Genomic DNA, 21,000 nt, shown 5'->3' with positions numbered 1-21,000 from the left:
ATAGATAGAAATTCACGATTTCAACACGAAACGGTAATGCAAACTGGTAAACAGTGGGGTGTGAAATGAAGATGAAAACATTGGCACTGGTAACATCGCTCGTTGCCTGTAGCGCAGTTAATGCGCAATGGGACAGCGTAGTGGGTGGCACCAGTATTATTGAAGGTTACGACCGGTACTGGGTTTCTGTACGCAGTGGGGGCACGGTGTATCTGGTGGATGCGGATACGGGGGAAGTGGAAGGTACACTCTACACGTCTAATTTCTCACCAGCGATCGCGCCAGACCTCAAGAACGGAAAAATCTATTCCTATGGCGCTTTCTATACTCGCACTGAATATGGTGATCGGACAGATGTCGTGCTGGAGTTTGATGCTTCGACTACTGAGCCCATCGGTGAGGTTGAAATCCCGGCGCGTTCTGCCGGTATTGGTCACCCAGGTATGATGGGTATTATTAATGACAAGTTCATTGGTGTCTGGAATATTACACCTGCTACGACAGTCAGTCTGGTTGATACAGAAACCGATGCGTTTGTCGCTGAAGTGGCCCTGCCTAGCTGTTCGGGTATTTATCCGCTTGCGCAAGGCTGGGTTTCCATGTGTGGTGATGGTACTGCGCAGTACATTGAACTGAATATGGCCGGTCAGGAAACACGCCGGGTGACCAGTGAATCTTTCTTTGATGTCTTTGAAGATCCGGTCTTTGACTATGCTGTACCTGCCACTGATGGCTGGATGTACATGTCCTTTGAAGGGCTGTTGCGCAAAGTGACGTTTGATGGTGCTGCTGTTAATGTCACCGAGCCATTCGACATCAATCCGGAAAGTAATGGTACGCCAGATATCAATGGTGTCTTCCGCGAGGATGATGATGACTGGCGCATTGTTGGCCGTCAGCCATTTACCTTTCATGATGACGAAGCCATTCTGGTGACTATTATGCATGAAGGTGGTGGTCAGGAGGTCTTTGAGGACCCAGGTACCGAAATCTGGGGTTTCAATATGAAAACCGGAAACCGTGGTTATCGTATTGAGCTGGAAGATGGTGCAACCGCTTCCAGTGTCATGATGACACCAGATGAAGATCCTTTGCTGATTGTTTCAACCAGTATTGGCATGCAAGTCCGCGATCCTCGCTCAGGCCGTTTGCTGAGAACGGTAGAGATGCTGGAAGGTGGAAGCATTCAGAGCCTCTACGAGGGGATGTAATATGATTGATCCTATGATCCCCTTAGTCATTGCTTCGTCGCTAGCTGTTCTGTTCCTGTTGGCTGCTCGCCACAAGATCATTGCTCAGCCACGCTTCGCTGCACAGCTATTTGCCTATCACATACTGCCGGATGTTCTGGTAAAACCTGTCGCAAAGGTTCTGCCATGGATAGAGATTGCAGTCGGTGCCGGGTTGCTGTTTGCAATGACACGACCTTTTGCTGCGGTTGCTGCAGCGACAATGCTGGTGATGTATTTACTGGCAATGGCAGTCAATCTGGTTCGTGGCAGAGCCGAGATCGATTGCGGTTGCGGTGATACACCGCAAAGCCTGTCAGTTTGGTTGTTGTTGCGAAATGCCGTTCTGGCCGTCGCTGCACTAATGTTACTGACACCTGTCGCTTCTCGCCCGTTGAGCCTGTTGGACTTCACCTTTGCGATGATGTTTATCGGCGCTTGTTGTGCCAGTTATCAAATGCTGGAACAACTCACTCGTAATCACACCCTAATAGCTAGAAAGGAGTAATGCCATGAGTAATGTATTGGCAGCCATTTTGTTTTTCCTGACCTTTGTCGTAATGATGCTCGTGTTTGCTGTAGTCGCACTGGCTCGTCAGATCGGCATTTTACATACACGTCTTGCCCCAGCTGGCGCCCTGATGACAGATTCAGGTCCTAAGCTGGACGAGAAAATTACCAACATGACCATTCCTGATATCCACGGTACTCCCGTTGAAATCGGTGCCACTGGCGCAGCGGCAAAGTCGTCTAAAGCTCAGCTTTTGTTGTTCGTTTCGCCTTCATGCCCGATCTGTAAAGAGCTGGTTCCCACTGCAAAAAGCATGGCTAAAAGCGACAACCTTGCTCTGATATTGGGCAGTGATGGTGGCCAGGCAGAGCAGCACCTGCAGTACATCGAGAAAATGAAACTGCAGGATTACCCTTACATTGTGTCGCTGGAACTGGGCATGAAGTTTGAAGTGGGTAAATTGCCTTATGCAGTTCTGATCGATGGCGATGGTGTACTGAAGTCAAAAGGTCTCGTTAATTCTCGCGAGCATCTGGAGTCGATGGTGCATGCAATGCAGAGCGGATACGCTTCGATCCAGGACTACATGGTTAAAGAAGGTTTAGTGGAGGAGGCGTCATGAGTAACCGCCAAGAACTAATCGCACAATTATACAAGGACCTGGACTCTGTCACGACTGGCGCGATACGCTTCCTGGCGGCTCGTACATCACGACGGTCATTCCTGGGGCGATTCGGTGTTTTCATTGCCGGCATGGGAGCTATTCCGTTGCTGCCAATGTCGCGGGCATCAGCACAAACACCGTTTCCACCGCCCGTTGATTCAGTGCCTGAAGTAAACGGTGTTGATGACATTGAAGAAATGGGTGATGTAAAAAGCTGTGACTACTGGCGCTACTGTGCATTCAGCGGCTCTTTGTGCAGCTGCTGTGGTGGTACGTTGACTTCATGCCCTCCGGGTTCGGAAACCGCATCTGTCGCCTGGATTGGCTCGTGCCATAACCCGACGGACGGACGCAACTACCTGATTTCCTATAACGACTGTTGTGGTAAAGGTAGCTGTGGTTGTGGCTGTCACCGCTCTGAGGGTGACCGTCCTGTTTACTTCCCATCCAAGTCAAACAGCATCTTGTGGTGTTTCGGGGCGAACAGCCACGCATACCACTGTACGCTGGCTCTGGTGATTGGTCATGCTGACAGCAACACAGCTCAGTAATCGGTCAGTCTCAACACTGCTGCTTTGCATGCTACTGTCTTTTGCTTCGGCAAAGGCAGTAGCGGCAAAGCCCGCTTTCGACTACCTGTTGCATTGTGCGGGCTGCCACCTGGAAGATGGTGTTGGCATGGTGGACGCCGGAATTCCCGATCTCAATGAACATACGGGAAATTTCGCGACGATGGAGGAGGGACGTGCTTATCTGATTCGTGTCCCTGGTTCATCACAATCGCCACTGAGTGATGCCGATCTGGCTGTACTGCTTAACTGGATGGTAGATCGGTTTGCACCAGGTGTTGAAGCTGAACCGTTTACTGAAGAAGAGGTGACAGCACACCGGCGTAATCGCATGCATAATCCTCCCGAAGAGCGTGCGGTGCTGGTTGAGAAGATTCAGGCTGCTTCTGCGGATGTAAATAGTGCCACTGCCACTGTTGAGCTGTCTGCTGCACAGCAACGGGCCTTTGGTCAGTTGCTGTTCTCCGATACCAGTTTGTCCCGCAATGGCAACCAGGCCTGTGCCAGTTGTCATGATCCTGGTCGTGCCTTTTCGGATGCGCGACCAGCATCTATCAGTGCAGGCGCATCGTTTGGTTCTGACGATAAATCGTTGGGACATCGCAATGCGCCAGCGTTGACTTATGTCGCTCAAACGCCAGTATTCTCGATGGAGGATCTGACTAACCTGGATCGCGGGGCGTCTGCTGAAGACGCTATCCGCGGCGGTTTTTTTTGGGACGGGCGTGAACCCACGCTCGAAGCCCAGGTGCTTACTCCGTTTGTTAATGCCCGGGAAATGGGACTGGCTGACCTGAATGAACTGGGCAGCCGCGTATTAGATAACCCTGTCTATGCTGATTTCGTGATGGGCGCAACGTCGCCATCAGACTTCATTGAACCACTGGCCAGTGCGCTGACGAGTTATTTGCGCAGTGATGCATTAAATGCGTTTGACTCGCGATATGATCGCTACCTCAAGGGCGAAGTGGAAGCGACACGTAAAGAAGTCGTGGGGATGGGACTGTTCTTTTCTCCTGGTTTTACCAGTTGTGCCCAGTGTCACCAGTCTTCTACACATGACTACGCAGCCGGAGAACTCTTTACCAATCACCGTTACGAAAACATCGGTGCCCCGGTGAATCCGCAGTTGCTGGCTGCCAGCGGTTACGGTGAGGACTACATAGATTCAGGCTTGGCCGAAAACCCGCAAATAGCCAAAGGCGCAGGCAGTGAGCTGGTTGCTGGTCGCATTAAAGTTCCCAGTCTCAGAAACGTGGCAGTTACTGGCCCTTACATGCATAACGGCGTTTTTGATGAATTGTCTACCGTGATGCTGTTTTATAACCATTTCAATGAAACGGGTGATGCAGGCCAGACCAACCCGGAAACTGGCGCTCCCTGGCAGGCTGCCAATTATCCGGATCAGATTGTGCTGGAGAAACTGCGTAGCGGGTTTCCATTAAGCCCTGTGCAAATAGAGGCTTTAACGGCGTTTTTACGTATGCTGACCGATCAACAGTATGAACATCTATTGGACTAAATGTTGCTTAATAACCGCATTACGACGTCAGCAACTTTTCTGCTAGGAGCTTCATGAGTCAGATCATTCAAATGTTCAGCCATCCGGTTATCACCATTGATGATTTCCCGGAAACTCAGCTTCTTGCTGACAAATTTTATGAAAAAGCCATGGGGCTAAAACAAGAGTACCCCGATGCTGGGCTAATCAGTGATGCCTGGCATAGTGGTAAGCGAGCAGAAAGTGAACGTGATATTGAACAACACGGCTTTACTTCTTTTTACAATGTGAATCTGGCGAAAAGAGATGATTTCAGCTTTATGAATAAGGCCGCTCTGGCCGTTTTTGCTCAGTATATGAAAGTGGTAGGCAAGCCTGATATCGCTATGCACCTGGGTAGTGCCTGGGCATCTGTTTATGGCAAAGGGCACTTTATCCCGCAGCATACTCATCCCATGGCGCATCTCAGCATGGTGTTCTATGCAGCGGCAACCGAAGGGACGGGAGAACTGATCTTTGAGAATCCCGCCAGGGGACATTTTCAGCATTTCTATCCCCCCGAGATCTGCTGGATGCCGTATCGATTCACACTTCAGCCCAAAAAAGGCATGTTTGTTGTCTTTCCCAGTTATCTGACACACAACACGGAACCGCATCAAAGTGATGATTTCCGGGTTATCTACTCGGCCAATGTGCAGCTTGAATTCCGTAAACCGACGGATGCCGACAAACCTGATATGTAATCCCTAAGCCGCACATGTGGCAGATAATGGGAGGCTGTATCCAGCCGTATTTTCAGAGATGTTAAAAAACGCTTCCAAATGGTAACGGTAATGATTATCATGCGCATCATTATTGTTAATTGTATCTCACGCAATTATTGCTGCTGATTAAGGAAGAGGGTTGGGTCATGTTCAACGCAGTTAGTTTGTCTGCGCGTCGTAAATCGTTGTTTGTCGCTATGAGTGCCACATTAATGGGGCTGTCGGCAGTTGCTGTTCAGGCTCAGGAAGTATCTGAAAATCCAGAGGAAATCGTAGTAACAGCATCCGGTTTTAGCCAACGCTTGATAGACGCGCCAGCCAGTATCAGCCTGGTCAGTGCCGAAGAGTTGAAACAGCGGCCTTACATGACACTGATAGACGCTGTTCGTGAACTGGAAGGTGTTGATGTTGGTGAAACATCTGATAAAACCGGCCAGCGCACCATCAGTATGCGTGGCATGGGTGGCGATTACACATTACTGCTGATTGATGGCAAGCGACAGAATAACCACGGCGACATTTACCCGAACAACTTTGGTGGCAACCAGTTCAACCACATTCCGCCGTTGGATACGATTGAGCGTATTGAGGTAATTCGTGGCCCGGCGTCAACTTTGTACGGCGCAGACGCCCTCGGTGGTGTGATTAACGTCATCACCAAGCGCAATATCGAGCGTTGGTCGGGGTCATTCACAGCTGGCCACAGCTTTCAGGACAATGACATGTTCGGTACGGACACGACCTACGACATGGTCGTCAATGGTCCGCTGATTCAAAACGTACTGAATATTTCCCTGCGAGCCTCTCGCTATGAGCGTGATGCTTCCGAGCCAGAATACGAACTGATCACTGACCCTGCAGGTGTGACACACGAGCGTTCGCTGGGGTTTGGCCGTGGCGGCAAGACGGTGGACAACGTCAACCAGTCACTGGGTTTCACCCTGGGCTGGAATATCAGTGAGAAGCAGCGCCTGACCGTGGATTATGATAATTCCCAGCAGGATTACGACAACACGCCGTTCGCCAACAACCTGGGCACTTTGTCTTACCCGCTGGGAACGGTGGATAACATCGAATCCATCTGGGCCGAGCGTCGTGGTAGCCTGAGCCCTCGAGCCGGTTATGCCGCTGATCAGGAATTTACCCGTGAACAGTATGCCTTTACCCACGAAGCGGATCTGGGCTTTGCGCAAAGCTACCTGTCACTGGCCAACATCGAAACCAGCAATGAAGGTCGTACCCTGCCACTGACCGTAGCAGAACGTCAGCTTCTGGCAGAAATGTACTATGCCACTGGCGACTACGCGGGGATGAGTGAACAGGCTCGCAAAGACCTGGCCGAGCAGACTTTCCTGCCCCGTCCGGATCGCCCGCTGAGCAGCAGCCAGTACACCTTTGATGCCCGTCTGGACATTCCTTTGCAGGATCTGGCCGGTAGCCATAACCTGGCGGTCGGTGCACAACTGATTGACGGCGAACTGAATGATGGTGTGTTCGGCATGGAGGCTGGTGATGACGGTGCCGGTGTGGTGCAGGAACAGGAAATGTACTCCCTGTTTGTAGAAGACAACTGGTCACCTGTCGAAGCGCTGACCCTGACTGCAGGTGTGCGCTACGATAACCATGATTTCTTCGGCTCACAAATCAGCCCGCGTGCCTATGCGGTGTATAGTATCAGTGACAACTGGACTGTTAAAGGCGGTGTCAGCACCGGTTATAAAACACCGGATACCACAGACTTGTACGATGGTATTACCGGTTTTGGTGGCCAGGGCACCATCCCGTTTGCGGGTAACCCCGACCTTGAGCCAGAGACCAGTGTCAACAAAGAGATTGCGTTGTACTGGGCAGGTGATGTAGGTCACACATTTAACATCACATACTTCACCAATGATTTTGAAGACAAGATTGCTCGCGGTGAAACCACGCAAAACTGTGATGAAACTGGTGGTGTTCGCCCCTGTGTAAACCTGGGTGCATACGGTGATCTGGGTTTCACCAGCTACAGCCAGAATATCAACGTTGATGAGGCTGAGATCAATGGCCTGGAAGTGGTCGGCCGATATCGCATTCTGGATTCGCTGTCCTTGCGTGCCAACTACACCTGGACAGACAGTGAACAACTGACAGGTCCTGATAAAGGTCAGCCGCTGACCAATACTGCTGAGCACATGGCTAATGCGACGCTGGACTGGATGGTTAACGACCGTTTCAGCACTCAGCTAACCGTCGAATCGCGTTCTGACCGCTTCCGTGGTGTGGATGCCAACGGTGATGACATGCACTACAAGGCTTATGAGGTGCTGCACCTGGGCGCTCAGTATCACATCACAGACAGCATTTCGGTTAATGGTCGTATCAATAACCTGCTGGATGAGGATTTCACGTCATTCCGCACGGTGTTTGAAGACCTGGGCGGTGGCGTTTACGAGCCTGAGTTCATTGATGACTACAACAACAAAGACAAAGCCCGTAACTTCTGGGTGGGTGTAAACGTTAATTTCTAAGTTGATGTGATTTTATCGGTAGTTGTTGTGATTTATCGGTAAAAGGGGCGGAGGTGATTCTCGCCCCTTTTTTCGTATGGGATTGGTATCAGGCCCGTATGAGGTTCGTATAAGAAAGGCAGGTTTGTATCCAGGCAAAATCCATGGCAATGTATTTGCGTGTTACTCGATAGTGTTTATTCATGTAAATAACGTTCAAGTTACGCTTTTAGGAGCCCTACAATGAAAAAGATCGTTGCTCCCCTGGCCGCAGCTACTCTGGCGGTCTGTTCCTCTTTCGCGTTTGCGCAAGACAATACCCTGAGTTTCTTTATCACCAGCGTTGGTTCTGGCGATGGTGCCAACCTCGGCGGCCTGGAGGGCGCTGATGCCCATTGCGCCGAACTGGCCGAAGCCGCTGGTATCACCGGCAAAACCTGGCGTGCTTACCTCAGCACTCACGCCGCTGATGGCAATGATGCTGTCAATGCGCGTGACCGTATCGGCAGCGGCCCCTGGTTCAATGCCAATGGCGTGCAGGTTGCCGCTAATGTCGATGATCTGCACAGCGACAACAACAGGCTGAGCAAGGAAAACTCTGTCGACGAAAACGGTGATCAGGTGAATGGTCGAGATGACGACCCCAACATGCACGATATCCTCACCGGCAGTACGCTGGATGGTATGGCCATGGCAGCTGGCGCCAGTTGCAGCAACTGGACATCCAATGGCGAAGGCAGCGCCCAGGTCGGCCACCATGACCGGCAGGGTGGCGGTGCCAACCCCACTTCCTGGAACAGTGCCCACGGCACCCGAGGCTGCAGCCAGGAGAACCTGGAAAGCACCGGCGGTGACGGGTTGTTTTACTGCTTTGCCTGGTAATCACATCTATCTATCCAAAGGAGGTGCAAGTGCCAGGCAGCTATCCTGACAGAATAAAGAGATTGCCTTTATATGACGGACGCTTTGACGCTTATAAGCTGAAGGCTGAGGGGGGCGATGTGCTGTTCGCCTCGTACCCTGCTGGCACGTCCATCCCGCCGCATACGCACGAAACAGATAATTACGGGGTCATTACGCGGGGTGAGCTCATTCTGACCATGAATGGCGAAACGAGTCGCATCGGGGTAGGTGATTGGTACTATGTACCGGCAAACACTGAGCATGCGGCAGATTTTGAGGTAGAAACCGATGAGATTGAATTCTGGTTTCAAACAAGCACGTAGATAATAATCGCATCTGGATCAATTCGACTTACTAGCGAAGCGTTATAAAGGCGCAATCAATATGTCCCGTTTTCGTTTTTCTCAAATCAACGTATTTTCTGCTGACCCCCTTTCGGGCAATCCGGTTGCCGTGATCCATGGCGCCGATTCGCTTTCTGAGAAGCAGATGTTTGCCCTGGCGCGCTGGACAAATTTGTCCGAAACCACGTTTTTGTTACAACCGGACGATCCAGCGGCTGATTACAGGCTACGCATTTTTTCTCCTGGTGGTGAGCTGCCATTTGCGGGACACCCGACGCTAGGTTCATGTCATGCCTGGTTGTCAGCAGGTGGCAAGCCAGGCAAATCAGATGTGATCGTACAGCAGTGTGAAGCAGGGCTGATCAGCATTCGCCGAGAAGGCTCATCTCTCGCATTTGCGGCACCACCGTTAGTCCGTTCGGGCCTCTGGAAGAGGATGTGGTTAACAAGATTGCGAACGCTTTTGGTTTGCCGTTATCAGATATTGTCCGTCATCAGTGGGTGGATAATGGGCCGGGTTGGTGTGCCATTATGTTGCGTTCTGCACAACAGGTGCTTTCCCTCAAGCCTGATTGGGCCGCACTTTCTCCACTCAACCTGGGCGTGGTTGGTCTTCATGATTCCTCCCATGAGGCAGATATCGAAGTGCGGGCCTTTGTTGGGGAAGGCGGCTACGAGGATCCGGTGACGGGAAGTTTGAACGCCAGTCTGGCGCAGTGGCTCATGGAGGAAAATGTTGTGAAGTCAACTTACCTGTCAGCCCAGGGCACGATGCTGCAACGGGCCGGCCGGATCCATCTGCACAAATCCTCAGATACGGTCTGGGTTGCCGGTGAGGTGGTTAAAGTCATTGATGGTGAGATCAACCTGTAACATTGCGCAGCGCATTTGCCTGGCGTTGTACCAGATATACCGTAGAGCCTTGATCTGAGTTGTACGACGGTATCGGACACTCTAAGATAGCTGTAACTTCCATGCATCCTTTTATGAAGGAAGCAATGAAACAATGAAACAATAAAGCAATAAAGAAGCAGTCAAAGAAACGAAACAGAAGCCATAAAAAACGATAACAAGAATAGACGGAGTCCCTGCCATGCAACTTACCCTTCGGTTACCTGCCCTCAATCAATTGATTTGTCTTTCAATGGCCGCCATTGTGACGGGGCTGGCACATGCCCAGTCCTGGCCGCAACATGAAGCCGGTGCCGAAGCGGCCGGGTTTAGCGAGGCTGGTATCGAGAGACTGGACGACGCCATGCGGGAGGTTGTCGCCAATCAGGACGTGGCCGGTATGGTCTGGATGCTGGGTAAAGACGGTCAGATCGCCACCTATGAGTCGGCAGGTATCGCGCGCATCAATGACCAGGCGCCGATGAGCAAGGATTCACTATTCAGAATTTACTCCATGAGCAAACCGGTCACCGGCGTGGCCATGATGATGCTCTGGGAAGACGGTCTCTGGGACTTTGATGACCCGATCAGCAAGCATGTGCCCCAGTTCAGCAACCTGAAGGTCATGGCCGATTACGACGGTGATGGCAACATGGAGCTGGAACCGCTGGAACGCCAGCCTACCATGCGTGAGCTGATGAGCAATACCGCCGGTTTTGCCTATGGCCTCATGGGTGACGACCCAGTGAACCAGGCGTTTCGTGACCAGGCCGTATTGGCTTCCAGTGATCTGGACGACCTTGTTGAAAAAGTGGCAGGTACTCCGCTTTTGGCCCAGCCCGGTGAGCAGTGGTACTACTCCATTGGCATGGATATCCAAGGCTATATCGTCGAACAGCTCACCGGCATGAGCTATGGCGAGTACCTGCGCCAACACCTGTTTGAGCCGCTGGACATGATGGATACGCGTTTCTACGTGAAAGCGGAGGATCGTGAGCGCTTTGCCGAGGTGCACTACTGGGACAGTGAAGCCGAAAGCCTGGCACAACAGCCGCATCGCACTGACCGCCCCAGTTACCTCGACCCCAATCGCCTGGAGTCTGGCGGCGGTGGCATGGTCTCATCCGCGCATGACTATGCCCGCTTTATCCAGATGCTGATCAATCAGGGTGAACTGGATGGCACGCGCATCCTGGCACCTGAAACCGTCCGCATCCTCAGCACCAACAGTCTGACCGGTGACGAGGACATGAGCTATGCGATTGGCGGAATCGGAGACGCAGGGGTGGGCTGGAGCGTCGACATGGGGGTGATTTACGATCCCGTTGCTGCCGATTCGCCGCAAGGACCGGGTACCTACTTCTGGGCAGGGGCTGCTGGCACCTGGTTCTGGATTGACCCGGTCAATGATATTTTCTGGCTGGGTATGATTCAGGCGCAGGGGGCAACGCGTCCGGGGGCGGCGGATATGCGAACGACTGCCCGGGATATTATTTATGAGAGTTTGAGAGATTGAACGCAACTGGTTGTACAGTCACGCCCTTTGAAAAACTCGCCTGTCCCCTGGACGGTGAGCCGCTACAACGAGCAGGTAATATCTGGACCTGTGCAAAGGGGCACAGTTTTGATGTTGCGCGGCAGGGCTACGTCAATCTGCTGCCAGTACAAAACAAGCGCTCCCGCGATCCAGGGGACTGCAAACCGATGGTTGTCGCTCGTCAGGCATTTTTGACCGAAGGTTATTATCAGCCGGTTGCCGATGCCGTAGCGGAGGCCGTGCTGAGCGACACGGAACCATCTGCCGAGTTGAATTGCCTGGATGCCGGGTGCGGGGAAGGGTACTACCTGCGTCAGCTTGCTGCACATGCGCAATCGGTGCAGGCACTGAATCTGATCGGCCTGGACATCTCCAAGTGGGCGGTACAGTCCGCTGCGCGTCAGGACAAACAGATGTCATGGGTGGTCGGCAATAACGCCAATCTGCCGGTGTTGCCGGCAACAATCGACCGGATGTTATGCCTGTTTGGTTTTCCTGTCTATGCAGAATTTCTGCGCGTGTTAAAACCCGGTGGACGGTTGTTGATGGCCGATGCTGGCGCTGATCATTTGCGGGAATTGCGGGAGATTATCTATCCAGTATTGAAGCCGTCCCGACCACCGAAAAAAGAGATACCTGAAGGCTTTTTGCAGGTGGCAACCCGGCAGGTCAGGTTTTCAGTACTGATACCAGACGCGCAACAGATCAGCAACCTGCTGATGATGACGCCGCATCTTTATCGTGCCAGCGCGGACGGCCTGGGCAAGGTGGAGGAGTTGACGGAGTTGCGGGTGACGGTTGATGTCAGGCTGACTGTTTTGGAAAAAGCGTCTAATGTGGCTTAAACAGTTCTTAACAATTATGGAGCTACGAGGCTTTTCTGAATTGTCCGTAAAATCAGGGTGCAACCCCGGGACGTCTAAACTTGAGGAGAATGAAGAATGAAAACAGGAACAGGAGATACTAGCGCCTTGATCATGAGGCTATCGAGTTCAGTTTCTTCGTTAAAAAGATTTGCTCAGAAGCTGGGATTGATTTCTGTTTTTCTGTACGCAGGAGCGGCAGTCGCTGCGGATCCATTCGTGCAACCAACAGACGCCGAGCTTGCTGACCTCGATGCTCAAATCCAGACATACATGGATGAAAACAATATACCGGGGGGACTCGTAGCCGTGAGCTCGAACGGGACGCTGATTCACCAGCAAGCCTATGGGATGGCAAATGTTGAGCTTTCAGTGCCCGTCAACGGCGAAACCGTGTTCGAGATCGGCTCTATCAGTAAGCAGTTTGTTGCCGCCGCAGTGATGCTATTGGTCCAGGAAGACAAGTTGGGGCTGGAAGATACTATCCATCAGCACCTGCAGGGCCTCCCCAGCGAGTGGCTTGGTGTGACGGTGCGGCAGCTGTTAACGCATACGTCAGGTATCCCGGATTATGAAGAAATCGCGTCTTATGACGTATATGGCTCTCGTCTGACATCAGAAGATGTGATTAAGATCGCACATTCCCGGCCAATGGACTTCGAGCCAGGGACTGGATGGTACTACAGCAATACGGGCTATTACTTACTGAGTCTGATCGTCGAGCGAATAGAGGGCCAGCCGCTTGGTGAAATACTGGAATCACGAATCTTCGACCCCCTGGATATGACCCAGATCCGGATGACAGACCCGGAGGCGATTATCCCCAACCGTGCATCGGGCTATTGGGTTAACAAAGCAGGCAAGCTCATCAATCGCAGGGCAACGGAAACCTCGTCAACGCTCGGCGCTGGGGGAATCCTGTCTTCAGCCAGCGACCTAGCGAAATGGGATAAATCGCTATACGGGGATCAATTATTGACAGCCGAATCGAAAGCCGCAATGTGGGCGCCAACCGTACTATCCGATGGACGCCGTGTCGAATATGGCTTTGGATGGAATGTTGATCCCTACGCTGGACTCACATCGCAACGTCATAGCGGACAGGTTGCGGGATTTGTGGCAAAATTTGGCCGCTTCCCGGACCAGGAAGCCGCGATCATCGTGTTTATGAATCGTTATGAAGTAGACAGCGACTATCCCATGCGGGCTGTGCTCCATACTTTCATGCCAGGCCTTGGGCCAGTTCCGGAGTCGCGCTAACGTTTAATGCTAATCGGCGCTTAGGGTTTTTCGTAGCATTGGCTCAATCTACGAGGGCAATAATGGGTTTCGCTTGTAATGTGGCCCTGTCACTCCCCTGTCGTGAATACGATTTAGCCTGTCAGGCGTTTTCTCACGTGTTTGACAGGAGAGCTTTCGATGAGCCAACGTTTCCCTTTGAGCCGCCGCCGGTTTCTGGCCATATCCGCCGCTACGCTGGGTAGCCTGGCGATCCGTGGCTTGCCAGTACAGGCCGCTGCCCCCTCGCATTTTACTCATGGCGTTGCCAGCGGTGACCCCTTGCAGGATCGGGTGATCCTGTGGACGCGCGTGCTGCCTGGTAGCGGTCAACCAGAATCCCTGTCCGTGCAATGGCAGGTGGCCAGTGACCAGCGTTTCAACAATATTGCCGCTTCCGGTAACACTCAGACCGGTCCTGAGCGCGATTACACCGTGAAAGTGGACGCCACTGGCCTGGAGGCGGGTAAAACCTATTTCTATCGCTTTGTCGCTGAAGGCGTAGAGAGCGTCATTGGTCGTACCCGTACGTTGCCATCAGCGGGTGTGGAACAAACGCGGCTGGCAGTCGTGTCCTGCTCAAACTACCCACAGGGCTACTTCAATGCCTATAAGGAAATCGCGGCTCGCGACTGTGATGCGGTGTTGCACCTGGGCGATTATATTTATGAATATGCTGATGGGGGTTATGCTAACCCGGAAGCCCTGGACAAGGGACGTCACGTTCAGCCGCTGCATGAGATTGTGACGCTGGAAGACTACCGCATGCGGTATGGCCTTTATCGAACTGACGAAGATCTGCAGGCTGTGCATCAGGCGCATCCCTTTATTTGTGTCTGGGATGATCACGAGATCACCAACAATACTTACAAAACCGGCGCCCAGAATCACAACCCGGAGCAGGGAGAGGGCGATTTCGATCCACGCCGCCGCGCTGCCATTCAGGCGTTCTATGAGTGGTTGCCGATACGCGAACAAAGCAGCGTAGAAGAAGGCGCCATTTATCGCAGTTTTGATATTGGTGATCTGGCTTCACTGATCATGCTCGATACCCGTCTGGTTGGACGTGATGAGCAGCTGACTTTCGCCATGGATGTGGAGACGTTGCGCGAACGCCTGGCCGACCCTGAGCGAACCATCCTGGGTAGCAGGCAGGAAGACTTCCTGGCTGAGGAACTGCGCCGTTCCAAGGATGCTGGTATTCCCTGGCAGGTGATCGGTCAGCAGGTCATCATGGGGCGCAAGAATATCCCTGTCGTCGAAGACGAAGAATTTCCGGAAGACGTACGTGAAGCGGCAATCTCAGGTCGCTATGCCATGCTGCGCGAACGTGGCAGAGCGCAGTTACCGTTGAACCTGGATGCCTGGGATGGTTACCCGGCCAACCGTGAACGGGTGTTGCAGCAATTCCGCACGCTGGCCAACAACGCCGTCGTACTCGCTGGTGATACCCACAGCTCCTGGGCCTTCGATTTGCACGATGAGCAAGGTGATCCCGTTGCGGTTGAATTCGGCACACCGGGTGTGACCTCGCCCGGGTTTGAGGGCTTCATGCCGCTGCCGGAAGAAAAACTGGAAGAGTTTTTCATGCGCGACAGCCCGGAAATGCGTTTTATGCGCGGCATGGGCCGCGGCTGGATGGAAGTGGACATCACCCGTGACGAGGTTGCCACCCAGTTCTTCTATGTCTCAACGGTGCTTGAGCCGGAGTATGAGGTAGAGGAAAGCACGCGGCTGGTCACTAGGGTGGGGGAGCATGTGATTGGTTAACTGAGGATCTGAGAGATTGCACGGTTACTGGACTACCGGTGAGGGTTTTTGAGAAAGATCATGGCCTGAGTGAGATACTCAATAGAAGCCATTATTGAGCAGGTAGAAGGGTATATGTCGATTATTTGGAAAATATCGACATATATTCTTGACGTGTCGATACTATCGACATAAGCTCAAATCATGTCGATAAAATTAAAATTTATAAAGATATGAACTGGCATCCTGAAAAGCCGTATAACGACCTTCCTTTGCTACCCCCAGGCGTTGAGCTGGAAACCAAGACCGTGCTTAAACGCTGTATTTCTGCCCGGGCCGCCCTTGCTGAGCTCAAGCAAGCGGCAGCGCTTATCCCTAATCAGGCTATGCTGATTAACACCTTGCCTATCCTGGAAGCCAAAGACAGCTCAGAAATCGAAAACATTGTCACCACCACCGATAAGCTTTTCCAGTATGCCGGTAGTGATGAGGCGCATGCGGACCCTGCCACGAAAGAAGCACTTCGCTATCGCAGCGCGCTATATGAAGGTTGGCAAACATTGGCCAACCGTCCCATTAATACCAATATGGTTGAATCGATCTGCAGTCAGATCAAAGGTGTCGACATGGCGGTGCGGAAAGTACCAGGCACTGCGCTGGCTAATGATCACACGGGTGAAATCATTTCTACACCGCCGGCTGGTGAAAAGGTGTTGCGAGACCTGTTGAGTAACTGGGAAAGTTTTTTGCACAAGCAACCTGATCTCGATCCACTGATTCGTATGGCCGTGATGCACTACCAGTTTGAGGCGATTCATCCGTTCACTGATGGTAATGGCCGTACAGGGCGAATCCTCAATATTTTGTATTTGGTGCAAGAGGAGCTGCTGTCGCTGCCTATTCTGTATTTGAGCCGCTATATCATTGCCAGCAAAGGCCAGTACTATAGTGGCCTGTTAGCCGTGACCAAAGAGCAAGCCTGGGAACCCTGGTTGCTGTATATGCTTGATGCGGTTGAAAGCACGGCAAAATGGACCACACAAAAGATACTCAGCATCCGTGCCCTGTCTGACCGTACGGCGGATTATGTGCGAGCGCAGTTGCCGAAAATTTATAGCCGCGAACTGGTTGATACGATCTTTGAGCAACCCTGCTGCCGCATTAGCAACCTGGTAGACGCAGGTATCGCCAAACGTCAGACAGCTTCGGAATATCTAAAAAAGCTGGTGGGTATTGGTGTGTTGGTAGAACAGCAGGCGGGTAGAGAGCGGCTGTATATTCATCCAAAGTTGATTCAACTGGTGACGGTGGATCACAATGAATTTAAGCCGTATGAATAAACATACCGACCACTGGAAACTCAGTGAAAAAAAGCATTTGACATAACGGATTGTGTAAGCATGTTCGAACAAACTTTTAAAGCGATAGACGACGTCCTGTGGAAAGATGCTGGATGCTCCAGTGAGCTCGATTACACGGAGCAAACCAGCTGGATGCTATTCCTTAAGTACCTTGATGACTTTGAACAAGACCGAAAATTCAACGCGGAACTTGAAGGCAGGGAATATCAGTACATCATTGCCCCAGAACACCGCTGGAGCCGTTGGGCGGCCCCTAAAGACGCGAACGGCAATTTCGACCACAATAACGCGCTGACTGGCTCTGACCTGATTGACTACGTCGATGGCGAACTATTTCCCTACCTGAAGGGGTTCAAGAAAAGCGCGGACAGCCCAGACACCATTGAATACAAAATTGGTGAGATCTTTGGTGAGATCAAAAACAAGATTCAGAGCGGCTACTCATTGCGAGATGCCCTCGAAAAAGTCGACGAACTGCGCTTTCGCTCCCAGGAAGAAAAGCACGAGCTCAGCCACCTCTACGAAACCAAAATCAAAAACATGGGCAATGCCGGGCGCAACGGTGGCGAATACTACACACCGCGTCCCCTGATCCGCGCCATGATCGACGTTATCCAGCCCAAGATCGGCGAGACCATCTACGACGGTGCCGCAGGCTCAGCGGGCTTCCTCTGCGAGGCCTACGACTACCTCAGGCAGGGTGGCAGAGCGCAAAAGAAACTGTCCACCAAAGATCTCAAAACGCTGCAGGAGCGCACCTTCTACGCCAAGGAGAAGAAATCCCTGGCCTATGTCATCGCTATCATGAATATGATTCTGCACGGCATCGAAACCCCTAACGTGATCCACACCAACACCCTGGCGGAGAACCTGCAGGACATACAGCCAAGCCAACAGCACGATATAATCCTGGCCAATCCCCCTTTTGGCGGCAAAGAGCGCAAAGAGGTCCAGCAGAACTTCCCCATTAAAACAGGCGAAACCGCCTTCCTGTTTCTGCAGCATTTTATGAAGGCCCTTAAGCCTGGTGGCCGCGCTGCCATTGTGATCAAAAACACTTTTTTAAGTAATACCGATAACGCTGCCATTGCCCTCAGAAAAGAGCTACTGCAAAACCACAATCTGCACACTGTGCTCGACTGCCCCGCCAAAACCTTCCTCGGCGCGGGGGTAAAAACCGTGGTGCTGTTTTTTACCAAAGGCGAACCGACGCAAAAAATCTGGTACTACCAGCTTGATCCTGGTCGCAGTTTGGGTAAAACCAATCCGCTCAATGACAAGGATTTGCAAGAGTTTGTTGAATTGCAGAAAGGCTTTGAGGATTCGGATAAATCCTGGTCGCTTAATGTGGCGGATCTGGATCAGGCCACCTGGGATCTGTCGGTGAAAAATCCTAATAGCAAGGAGGAGGTCGAGCTGCGCGAGCCTAAGGAGATCATTGCTGAGATTATTGCTCTGGATAAAGAGAGTGAGGCGATATTGGGCAAGATTCAGGAGCTGGTGTAGTGAGTTGGATAACGCAGAAGTTACCTGATGTTTTGTTCATTCAAGAGGGGCCTGGTATTCGAAAATATGAATACGAAGAGAATGGCTACCCCATGATAAATGTGAGGTGTGTCCAGGATGGATATATTGATATGTCCAGCGCAAGATGCGCGAGCATGGAGCTAGCTACTACCAAGTGGAAGCACTTTCAGGTCGATGAAGGCGACATCCTATACACTATTTCTGGGACCATTGGTCGCTCAGCGATAGTGAAAGAAGCTGACCTGCCATTGCTTATGAATACGAGCGTTGTTCGATTCAAATCGCTCACACCTGATTTAGACCCAAAATTTGTTTATTACTACTTTAAGACAGATTTATTCATAGATGAACTTCTGGGCCATTCCACTGGCACGGCTATTAAAAATGTTGGTCCTTCCCATCTTAAAAAGATGGATATTTCTTATCCATCTCTAGAGGAACAAAAACGCATCGTCGCCATCCTCGACCAGGCCTTTACCCATATCGACAAAGCCCGCGCTTTAACCGAACAAAACCTCAGAAACGTCCGCGAACTGTTTGAAAGCTATTTGCAGCAGGTGTTTAGTTTAATTGGGGATAGGTATGTGGAAGAAGCTTTAGATGATGCTTGCGAGTTAATCACTTGCGGTGTTGCAGCTACTCCGAAATATGTAGACGAGTCTGAAGGAGTACCATTCTTATCTGCACAAAATGTTAAATCAGGGAAAGTAGTGTTGGATAAATACAGGCATATTTCCAAGGATCTCCATGCAAAGCTGACTAAGAAAAATATGCCCAAAAAGGGAGATATTTTATACTCTCGCGTAGGTGCAGGTTTTGGAGAGGCTGCGGTGGTTGAACATGAATTTGAATTTAGTGTATATGTCAGCCTTACATTGATTCAGCCGATTGAAGCCAAGCTCGATAGCTACTATTTAAAATATTTACTTAATTCACCGCAAATAAAATCGCTAGCTCGATCAAGCATTACAAGTTCTGGAGTTCCAAACCTTAACGTTAAGTCGGTAAGGAAATTCCTAATTACGTATCCAGCGTTACAAAAACAAAAGAGCGTGGTTCGATCTATAGAATTAATGGAGAGTGAAATAGGGAATCTCGAATCTATTTATCAGAATAAATTGCTCGAGTTAGATACGCTGAAAAAGTCTCTACTCCAAAAAGCCTTTTCGGGTGAATTAACTAAAAATATGGGAGAGGCTGCCGCCTAATGACGCATGAGAGCCGCAACGAAACCGATACTCGAGCCGATCTGATCGAGCCCAAGCTGGTCGGTGCTGGCTGGGGCAAGGTGGAAAACAGCTATATCCGTCGCGAGGTCACTATTACCCAGGGACGCATCATCGGCGGCGGGAAACGCGCTTCGGCATTAAGTAGCGACTATGTACTGGAATATCAAGGCCGAAAGCTCGCGGCGATTGAGGCGAAAAAAGAGAGTCTGAGCTATACCGAAGGGGTGCGTCAGGCTAAGGACTACGCCCAGCGTTTGCAGTGCCGGTTTGGGCATGCCACCAGCGGTCACAATATTTTCCAATTGGATTCGCTATTCGCTAATGTGCCCCGGAAATGCAGAGAGGTCGTTCTCTAATGAATGTGCTTGCCCCCATCAAATTCGAAGAATTCAAGTCCGGGCAGCGAGTCCAGCAATACCAATACAAAAGCTTTGCCCCGACGCGAATTAATCGCGAATGGTATTGGGAAGACCCCTTAATAAATACATTGCTGGAACAGGCATCCCGTGCGCTGGCGGAGTTGGATGCCTTTACTCTGATTGTGCCAGATGTTGATCTGTTTATTCAGATGCACATCACCAAAGAGGCCAACACCTCGTCGCGTATCGAGGGCACACAAACGCAAATGGATGAAGCCGTGCTGGAGGCCGAGCAACTGGCACCGGAAAAGCGCGACGACTGGGCAGAGGTGCGCAACTATGTGCAGGCCATTAACGAGGCAATCGTTGAGCTGGAAACCCTGCCGTTATCCAATCGCCTGCTAAAACGTACTCACGAAATTTTGATGCAGGGCGTGCGCGGCGAAAATAAAACCCCGGGTGATTTTCGTGTAAGCCAAAACTGGATTGGCGGCAGCGGGTTAAAAGACGCGGCCTTTATCCCTCCCCGCCAGGGTTTGGTGCCAGAATTAATGGGCGATTTGGAGCTGTTCTGGCACAATGAGCACATCCATGTACCCGAGCTGATCCGCATTGCGCTTAGTCACTATCAATTTGAAACAATTCACCCGTTTCTGGATGGCAACGGGCGGATTGGCCGTTTGTTAATTACGCTGTATTTGGTCAATAAAGGCTTGCTACGCAAGCCCTCCCTGTATTTGTCAGACTTTTTCGAACGCAATCGTGGCAGCTATTACGATGCGTTGACACGGGTGCGCGAATCTAATGATGTGCTGCATTGGGTGAAGTTTTTTCTCCAGGCAGTGATAGAAACCGCGAATAATGGCAAGCAAACCTTCGAGTCGATTTTGCGCTTACGCCGAGAGATGGATAGCTTACTGTTTGCTTATGGTAAGCGTGCGGAGAATGCGCAAACCTTACTAAAACACTTATACCGTCGCCCGGCGATTACGGCCAACGATGCCGCAGCGCTATTGGGAGTTAGTCATCAGACGGCTTCCTCCTTATTGAAAAAACTTGTCACCGACGGCGTATTAGTAGAAGTAACGGGGTATCAGCGAAACCGGGTATTCTTCTTTGATAGGTATCTGGAGTTATTTACTTCGTAAATTAAGGAGAGCAGGCTTACATACAACACTCCATATGTAAAGATGCGGCTCAAAACTTTACATATAGAATTTTATATGTGAGATTAA

The 21,000-nt window shown here is 51.3% G+C and carries 18 protein-coding genes and 1 pseudogene; all 19 read left to right on the top strand.

What is annotated here, in order from left to right; all coding sequences use genetic code 11:
- Nucleotides 1-65 precede the first annotated feature (65 nt).
- The 19 genes and pseudogenes from PSCS_RS01020 to PSCS_RS00930 all read left to right on the top strand — a co-directional run bounded on the left by PSCS_RS01020 (nucleotide 66) and on the right by PSCS_RS00930 (nucleotide 20,913).
- Nucleotides 66-1,211 (top strand): amine dehydrogenase large subunit, encoded by a 1,146-nt coding sequence (locus tag PSCS_RS01020; RefSeq protein WP_229694597.1) that lies wholly within the window; start codon nucleotides 66-68, stop codon nucleotides 1,209-1,211.
- Between the two features lies 1 nt (nucleotide 1,212).
- Nucleotides 1,213-1,737, top strand: coding sequence for a MauE/DoxX family redox-associated membrane protein (locus PSCS_RS01015; RefSeq protein WP_068809919.1), 525 nt, complete (start codon nucleotides 1,213-1,215; stop codon nucleotides 1,735-1,737).
- A gap of 4 nt (nucleotides 1,738-1,741) precedes the next feature.
- Nucleotides 1,742-2,362, top strand: a complete 621-nt coding sequence (mauD, locus tag PSCS_RS01010) for a methylamine dehydrogenase accessory protein MauD (RefSeq protein ID WP_068809918.1) — start codon at nucleotides 1,742-1,744, stop codon at nucleotides 2,360-2,362.
- The gene (locus tag PSCS_RS01005; RefSeq protein WP_068809917.1) at nucleotides 2,359-2,955 is read left to right on the top strand and encodes a methylamine dehydrogenase light chain; all 597 of its coding nucleotides are present in this window, start codon (nucleotides 2,359-2,361) and stop codon (nucleotides 2,953-2,955) included. The genes mauD and PSCS_RS01005 overlap by 4 nt, the downstream gene beginning before the upstream one ends.
- Nucleotides 2,930-4,495: a cytochrome c peroxidase gene (locus PSCS_RS01000; protein WP_082866686.1), complete on the top strand. Its 1,566-nt coding sequence runs from the start codon at nucleotides 2,930-2,932 to the stop codon at nucleotides 4,493-4,495. The genes PSCS_RS01005 and PSCS_RS01000 overlap by 26 nt, the downstream gene beginning before the upstream one ends.
- Before the next feature lie 53 nt (nucleotides 4,496-4,548).
- Entirely contained in the window at nucleotides 4,549-5,217 is a 669-nt protein-coding gene (locus PSCS_RS00995; protein WP_068809916.1) for a putative 2OG-Fe(II) oxygenase, read from the top strand.
- A gap of 167 nt (nucleotides 5,218-5,384) precedes the next feature.
- Nucleotides 5,385-7,745 carry a TonB-dependent receptor domain-containing protein gene (locus PSCS_RS00990; RefSeq protein WP_068809915.1) on the top strand — a complete coding sequence of 787 codons (2,361 nt, stop codon included), beginning with the start codon at nucleotides 5,385-5,387 and terminating at the stop codon, nucleotides 7,743-7,745.
- Between the two features lie 222 nt (nucleotides 7,746-7,967).
- Entirely contained in the window at nucleotides 7,968-8,606 is a 639-nt protein-coding gene (locus PSCS_RS00985; protein WP_068809914.1) for a hypothetical protein, read from the top strand.
- Nucleotides 8,607-8,635: 29 nt separating this feature from the next.
- Nucleotides 8,636-8,950 (top strand): cupin domain-containing protein, encoded by a 315-nt coding sequence (locus PSCS_RS00980; RefSeq protein WP_068809913.1) that lies wholly within the window; start codon nucleotides 8,636-8,638, stop codon nucleotides 8,948-8,950.
- A 61-nt stretch (nucleotides 8,951-9,011) separates the two neighbouring features.
- Nucleotides 9,012-9,844, top strand: a pseudogene (locus PSCS_RS00975) (PhzF family phenazine biosynthesis protein).
- Nucleotides 9,845-10,064: 220 nt separating this feature from the next.
- Nucleotides 10,065-11,378 carry a serine hydrolase domain-containing protein gene (locus tag PSCS_RS00970; protein WP_082866687.1) on the top strand — a complete coding sequence of 438 codons (1,314 nt, stop codon included), beginning with the start codon at nucleotides 10,065-10,067 and terminating at the stop codon, nucleotides 11,376-11,378.
- Nucleotides 11,375-12,244 (top strand): putative RNA methyltransferase, encoded by an 870-nt coding sequence (locus tag PSCS_RS00965; protein ID WP_068809911.1) that lies wholly within the window; start codon nucleotides 11,375-11,377, stop codon nucleotides 12,242-12,244. Before PSCS_RS00970 ends, PSCS_RS00965 begins: the two co-directional genes overlap by 4 nt.
- A gap of 96 nt (nucleotides 12,245-12,340) precedes the next feature.
- Nucleotides 12,341-13,522 (top strand): serine hydrolase domain-containing protein, encoded by a 1,182-nt coding sequence (locus PSCS_RS00960; protein ID WP_068809910.1) that lies wholly within the window; start codon nucleotides 12,341-12,343, stop codon nucleotides 13,520-13,522.
- A gap of 159 nt (nucleotides 13,523-13,681) precedes the next feature.
- Nucleotides 13,682-15,310 carry an alkaline phosphatase D family protein gene (locus PSCS_RS00955; protein ID WP_068809909.1) on the top strand — a complete coding sequence of 543 codons (1,629 nt, stop codon included), beginning with the start codon at nucleotides 13,682-13,684 and terminating at the stop codon, nucleotides 15,308-15,310.
- Between the two features lie 212 nt (nucleotides 15,311-15,522).
- Complete coding sequence (gene fic, locus PSCS_RS00950) at nucleotides 15,523-16,629, top strand: protein adenylyltransferase Fic (protein WP_068809908.1); 1,107 nt, start codon at nucleotides 15,523-15,525, stop codon at nucleotides 16,627-16,629.
- Between the two features lie 60 nt (nucleotides 16,630-16,689).
- Nucleotides 16,690-18,156: a class I SAM-dependent DNA methyltransferase gene (locus PSCS_RS00945; protein WP_068809907.1), complete on the top strand. Its 1,467-nt coding sequence runs from the start codon at nucleotides 16,690-16,692 to the stop codon at nucleotides 18,154-18,156.
- The gene (locus PSCS_RS00940; protein ID WP_082866688.1) at nucleotides 18,156-19,385 is read left to right on the top strand and encodes a restriction endonuclease subunit S; all 1,230 of its coding nucleotides are present in this window, start codon (nucleotides 18,156-18,158) and stop codon (nucleotides 19,383-19,385) included. Before PSCS_RS00945 ends, PSCS_RS00940 begins: the two co-directional genes overlap by 1 nt.
- Nucleotides 19,385-19,762, top strand: a complete 378-nt coding sequence (locus tag PSCS_RS00935; RefSeq protein WP_068809906.1) for a type I restriction enzyme HsdR N-terminal domain-containing protein — start codon at nucleotides 19,385-19,387, stop codon at nucleotides 19,760-19,762. Before PSCS_RS00940 ends, PSCS_RS00935 begins: the two co-directional genes overlap by 1 nt.
- The gene (locus PSCS_RS00930) at nucleotides 19,762-20,913 is read left to right on the top strand and encodes a Fic family protein (RefSeq protein ID WP_317621770.1); all 1,152 of its coding nucleotides are present in this window, start codon (nucleotides 19,762-19,764) and stop codon (nucleotides 20,911-20,913) included. Before PSCS_RS00935 ends, PSCS_RS00930 begins: the two co-directional genes overlap by 1 nt.
- Nucleotides 20,914-21,000: the final 87 nt, after the last annotated feature.

This window comes from Pseudohongiella nitratireducens (genome assembly GCF_001642735.1).
GTDB lineage: Bacteria > Pseudomonadota > Gammaproteobacteria > Pseudomonadales > Pseudohongiellaceae > Pseudohongiella > Pseudohongiella nitratireducens.
This window is presented reverse-complemented; position numbering and strand designations above follow the sequence as displayed.

What these genes read in the sequence shown, in the direction of transcription:
- PSCS_RS00985 (WP_068809914.1), top strand. Translation starts at nt 7,968, where the DNA reads ATGAAAAAGATCGTTGCTCCCCTGGCCGCAGCTACTCTGGCGGTCTGT.
- mauD (WP_068809918.1), top strand. Translation starts at nt 1,742, where the DNA reads ATGAGTAATGTATTGGCAGCCATTTTGTTTTTCCTGACCTTTGTCGTA.
- PSCS_RS01000 (WP_082866686.1), top strand. Translation starts at nt 2,930, where the DNA reads ATGCTGACAGCAACACAGCTCAGTAATCGGTCAGTCTCAACACTGCTG.
- PSCS_RS01015 (WP_068809919.1), top strand. Translation starts at nt 1,213, where the DNA reads ATGATTGATCCTATGATCCCCTTAGTCATTGCTTCGTCGCTAGCTGTT.
- PSCS_RS00945 (WP_068809907.1), top strand. Translation starts at nt 16,690, where the DNA reads ATGTTCGAACAAACTTTTAAAGCGATAGACGACGTCCTGTGGAAAGAT.
- PSCS_RS00995 (WP_068809916.1), top strand. Translation starts at nt 4,549, where the DNA reads ATGAGTCAGATCATTCAAATGTTCAGCCATCCGGTTATCACCATTGAT.
- PSCS_RS00960 (WP_068809910.1), top strand. Translation starts at nt 12,341, where the DNA reads ATGAAAACAGGAACAGGAGATACTAGCGCCTTGATCATGAGGCTATCG.
- fic (WP_068809908.1), top strand. Translation starts at nt 15,523, where the DNA reads ATGAACTGGCATCCTGAAAAGCCGTATAACGACCTTCCTTTGCTACCC.
- PSCS_RS00930 (WP_317621770.1), top strand. Translation starts at nt 19,762, where the DNA reads ATGAATGTGCTTGCCCCCATCAAATTCGAAGAATTCAAGTCCGGGCAG.
- PSCS_RS00955 (WP_068809909.1), top strand. Translation starts at nt 13,682, where the DNA reads ATGAGCCAACGTTTCCCTTTGAGCCGCCGCCGGTTTCTGGCCATATCC.
- PSCS_RS00970 (WP_082866687.1), top strand. Translation starts at nt 10,065, where the DNA reads ATGCAACTTACCCTTCGGTTACCTGCCCTCAATCAATTGATTTGTCTT.
- PSCS_RS00935 (WP_068809906.1), top strand. Translation starts at nt 19,385, where the DNA reads ATGACGCATGAGAGCCGCAACGAAACCGATACTCGAGCCGATCTGATC.
- PSCS_RS00990 (WP_068809915.1), top strand. Translation starts at nt 5,385, where the DNA reads ATGTTCAACGCAGTTAGTTTGTCTGCGCGTCGTAAATCGTTGTTTGTC.
- PSCS_RS01020 (WP_229694597.1), top strand. Translation starts at nt 66, where the DNA reads ATGAAGATGAAAACATTGGCACTGGTAACATCGCTCGTTGCCTGTAGC.
- PSCS_RS01005 (WP_068809917.1), top strand. Translation starts at nt 2,359, where the DNA reads ATGAGTAACCGCCAAGAACTAATCGCACAATTATACAAGGACCTGGAC.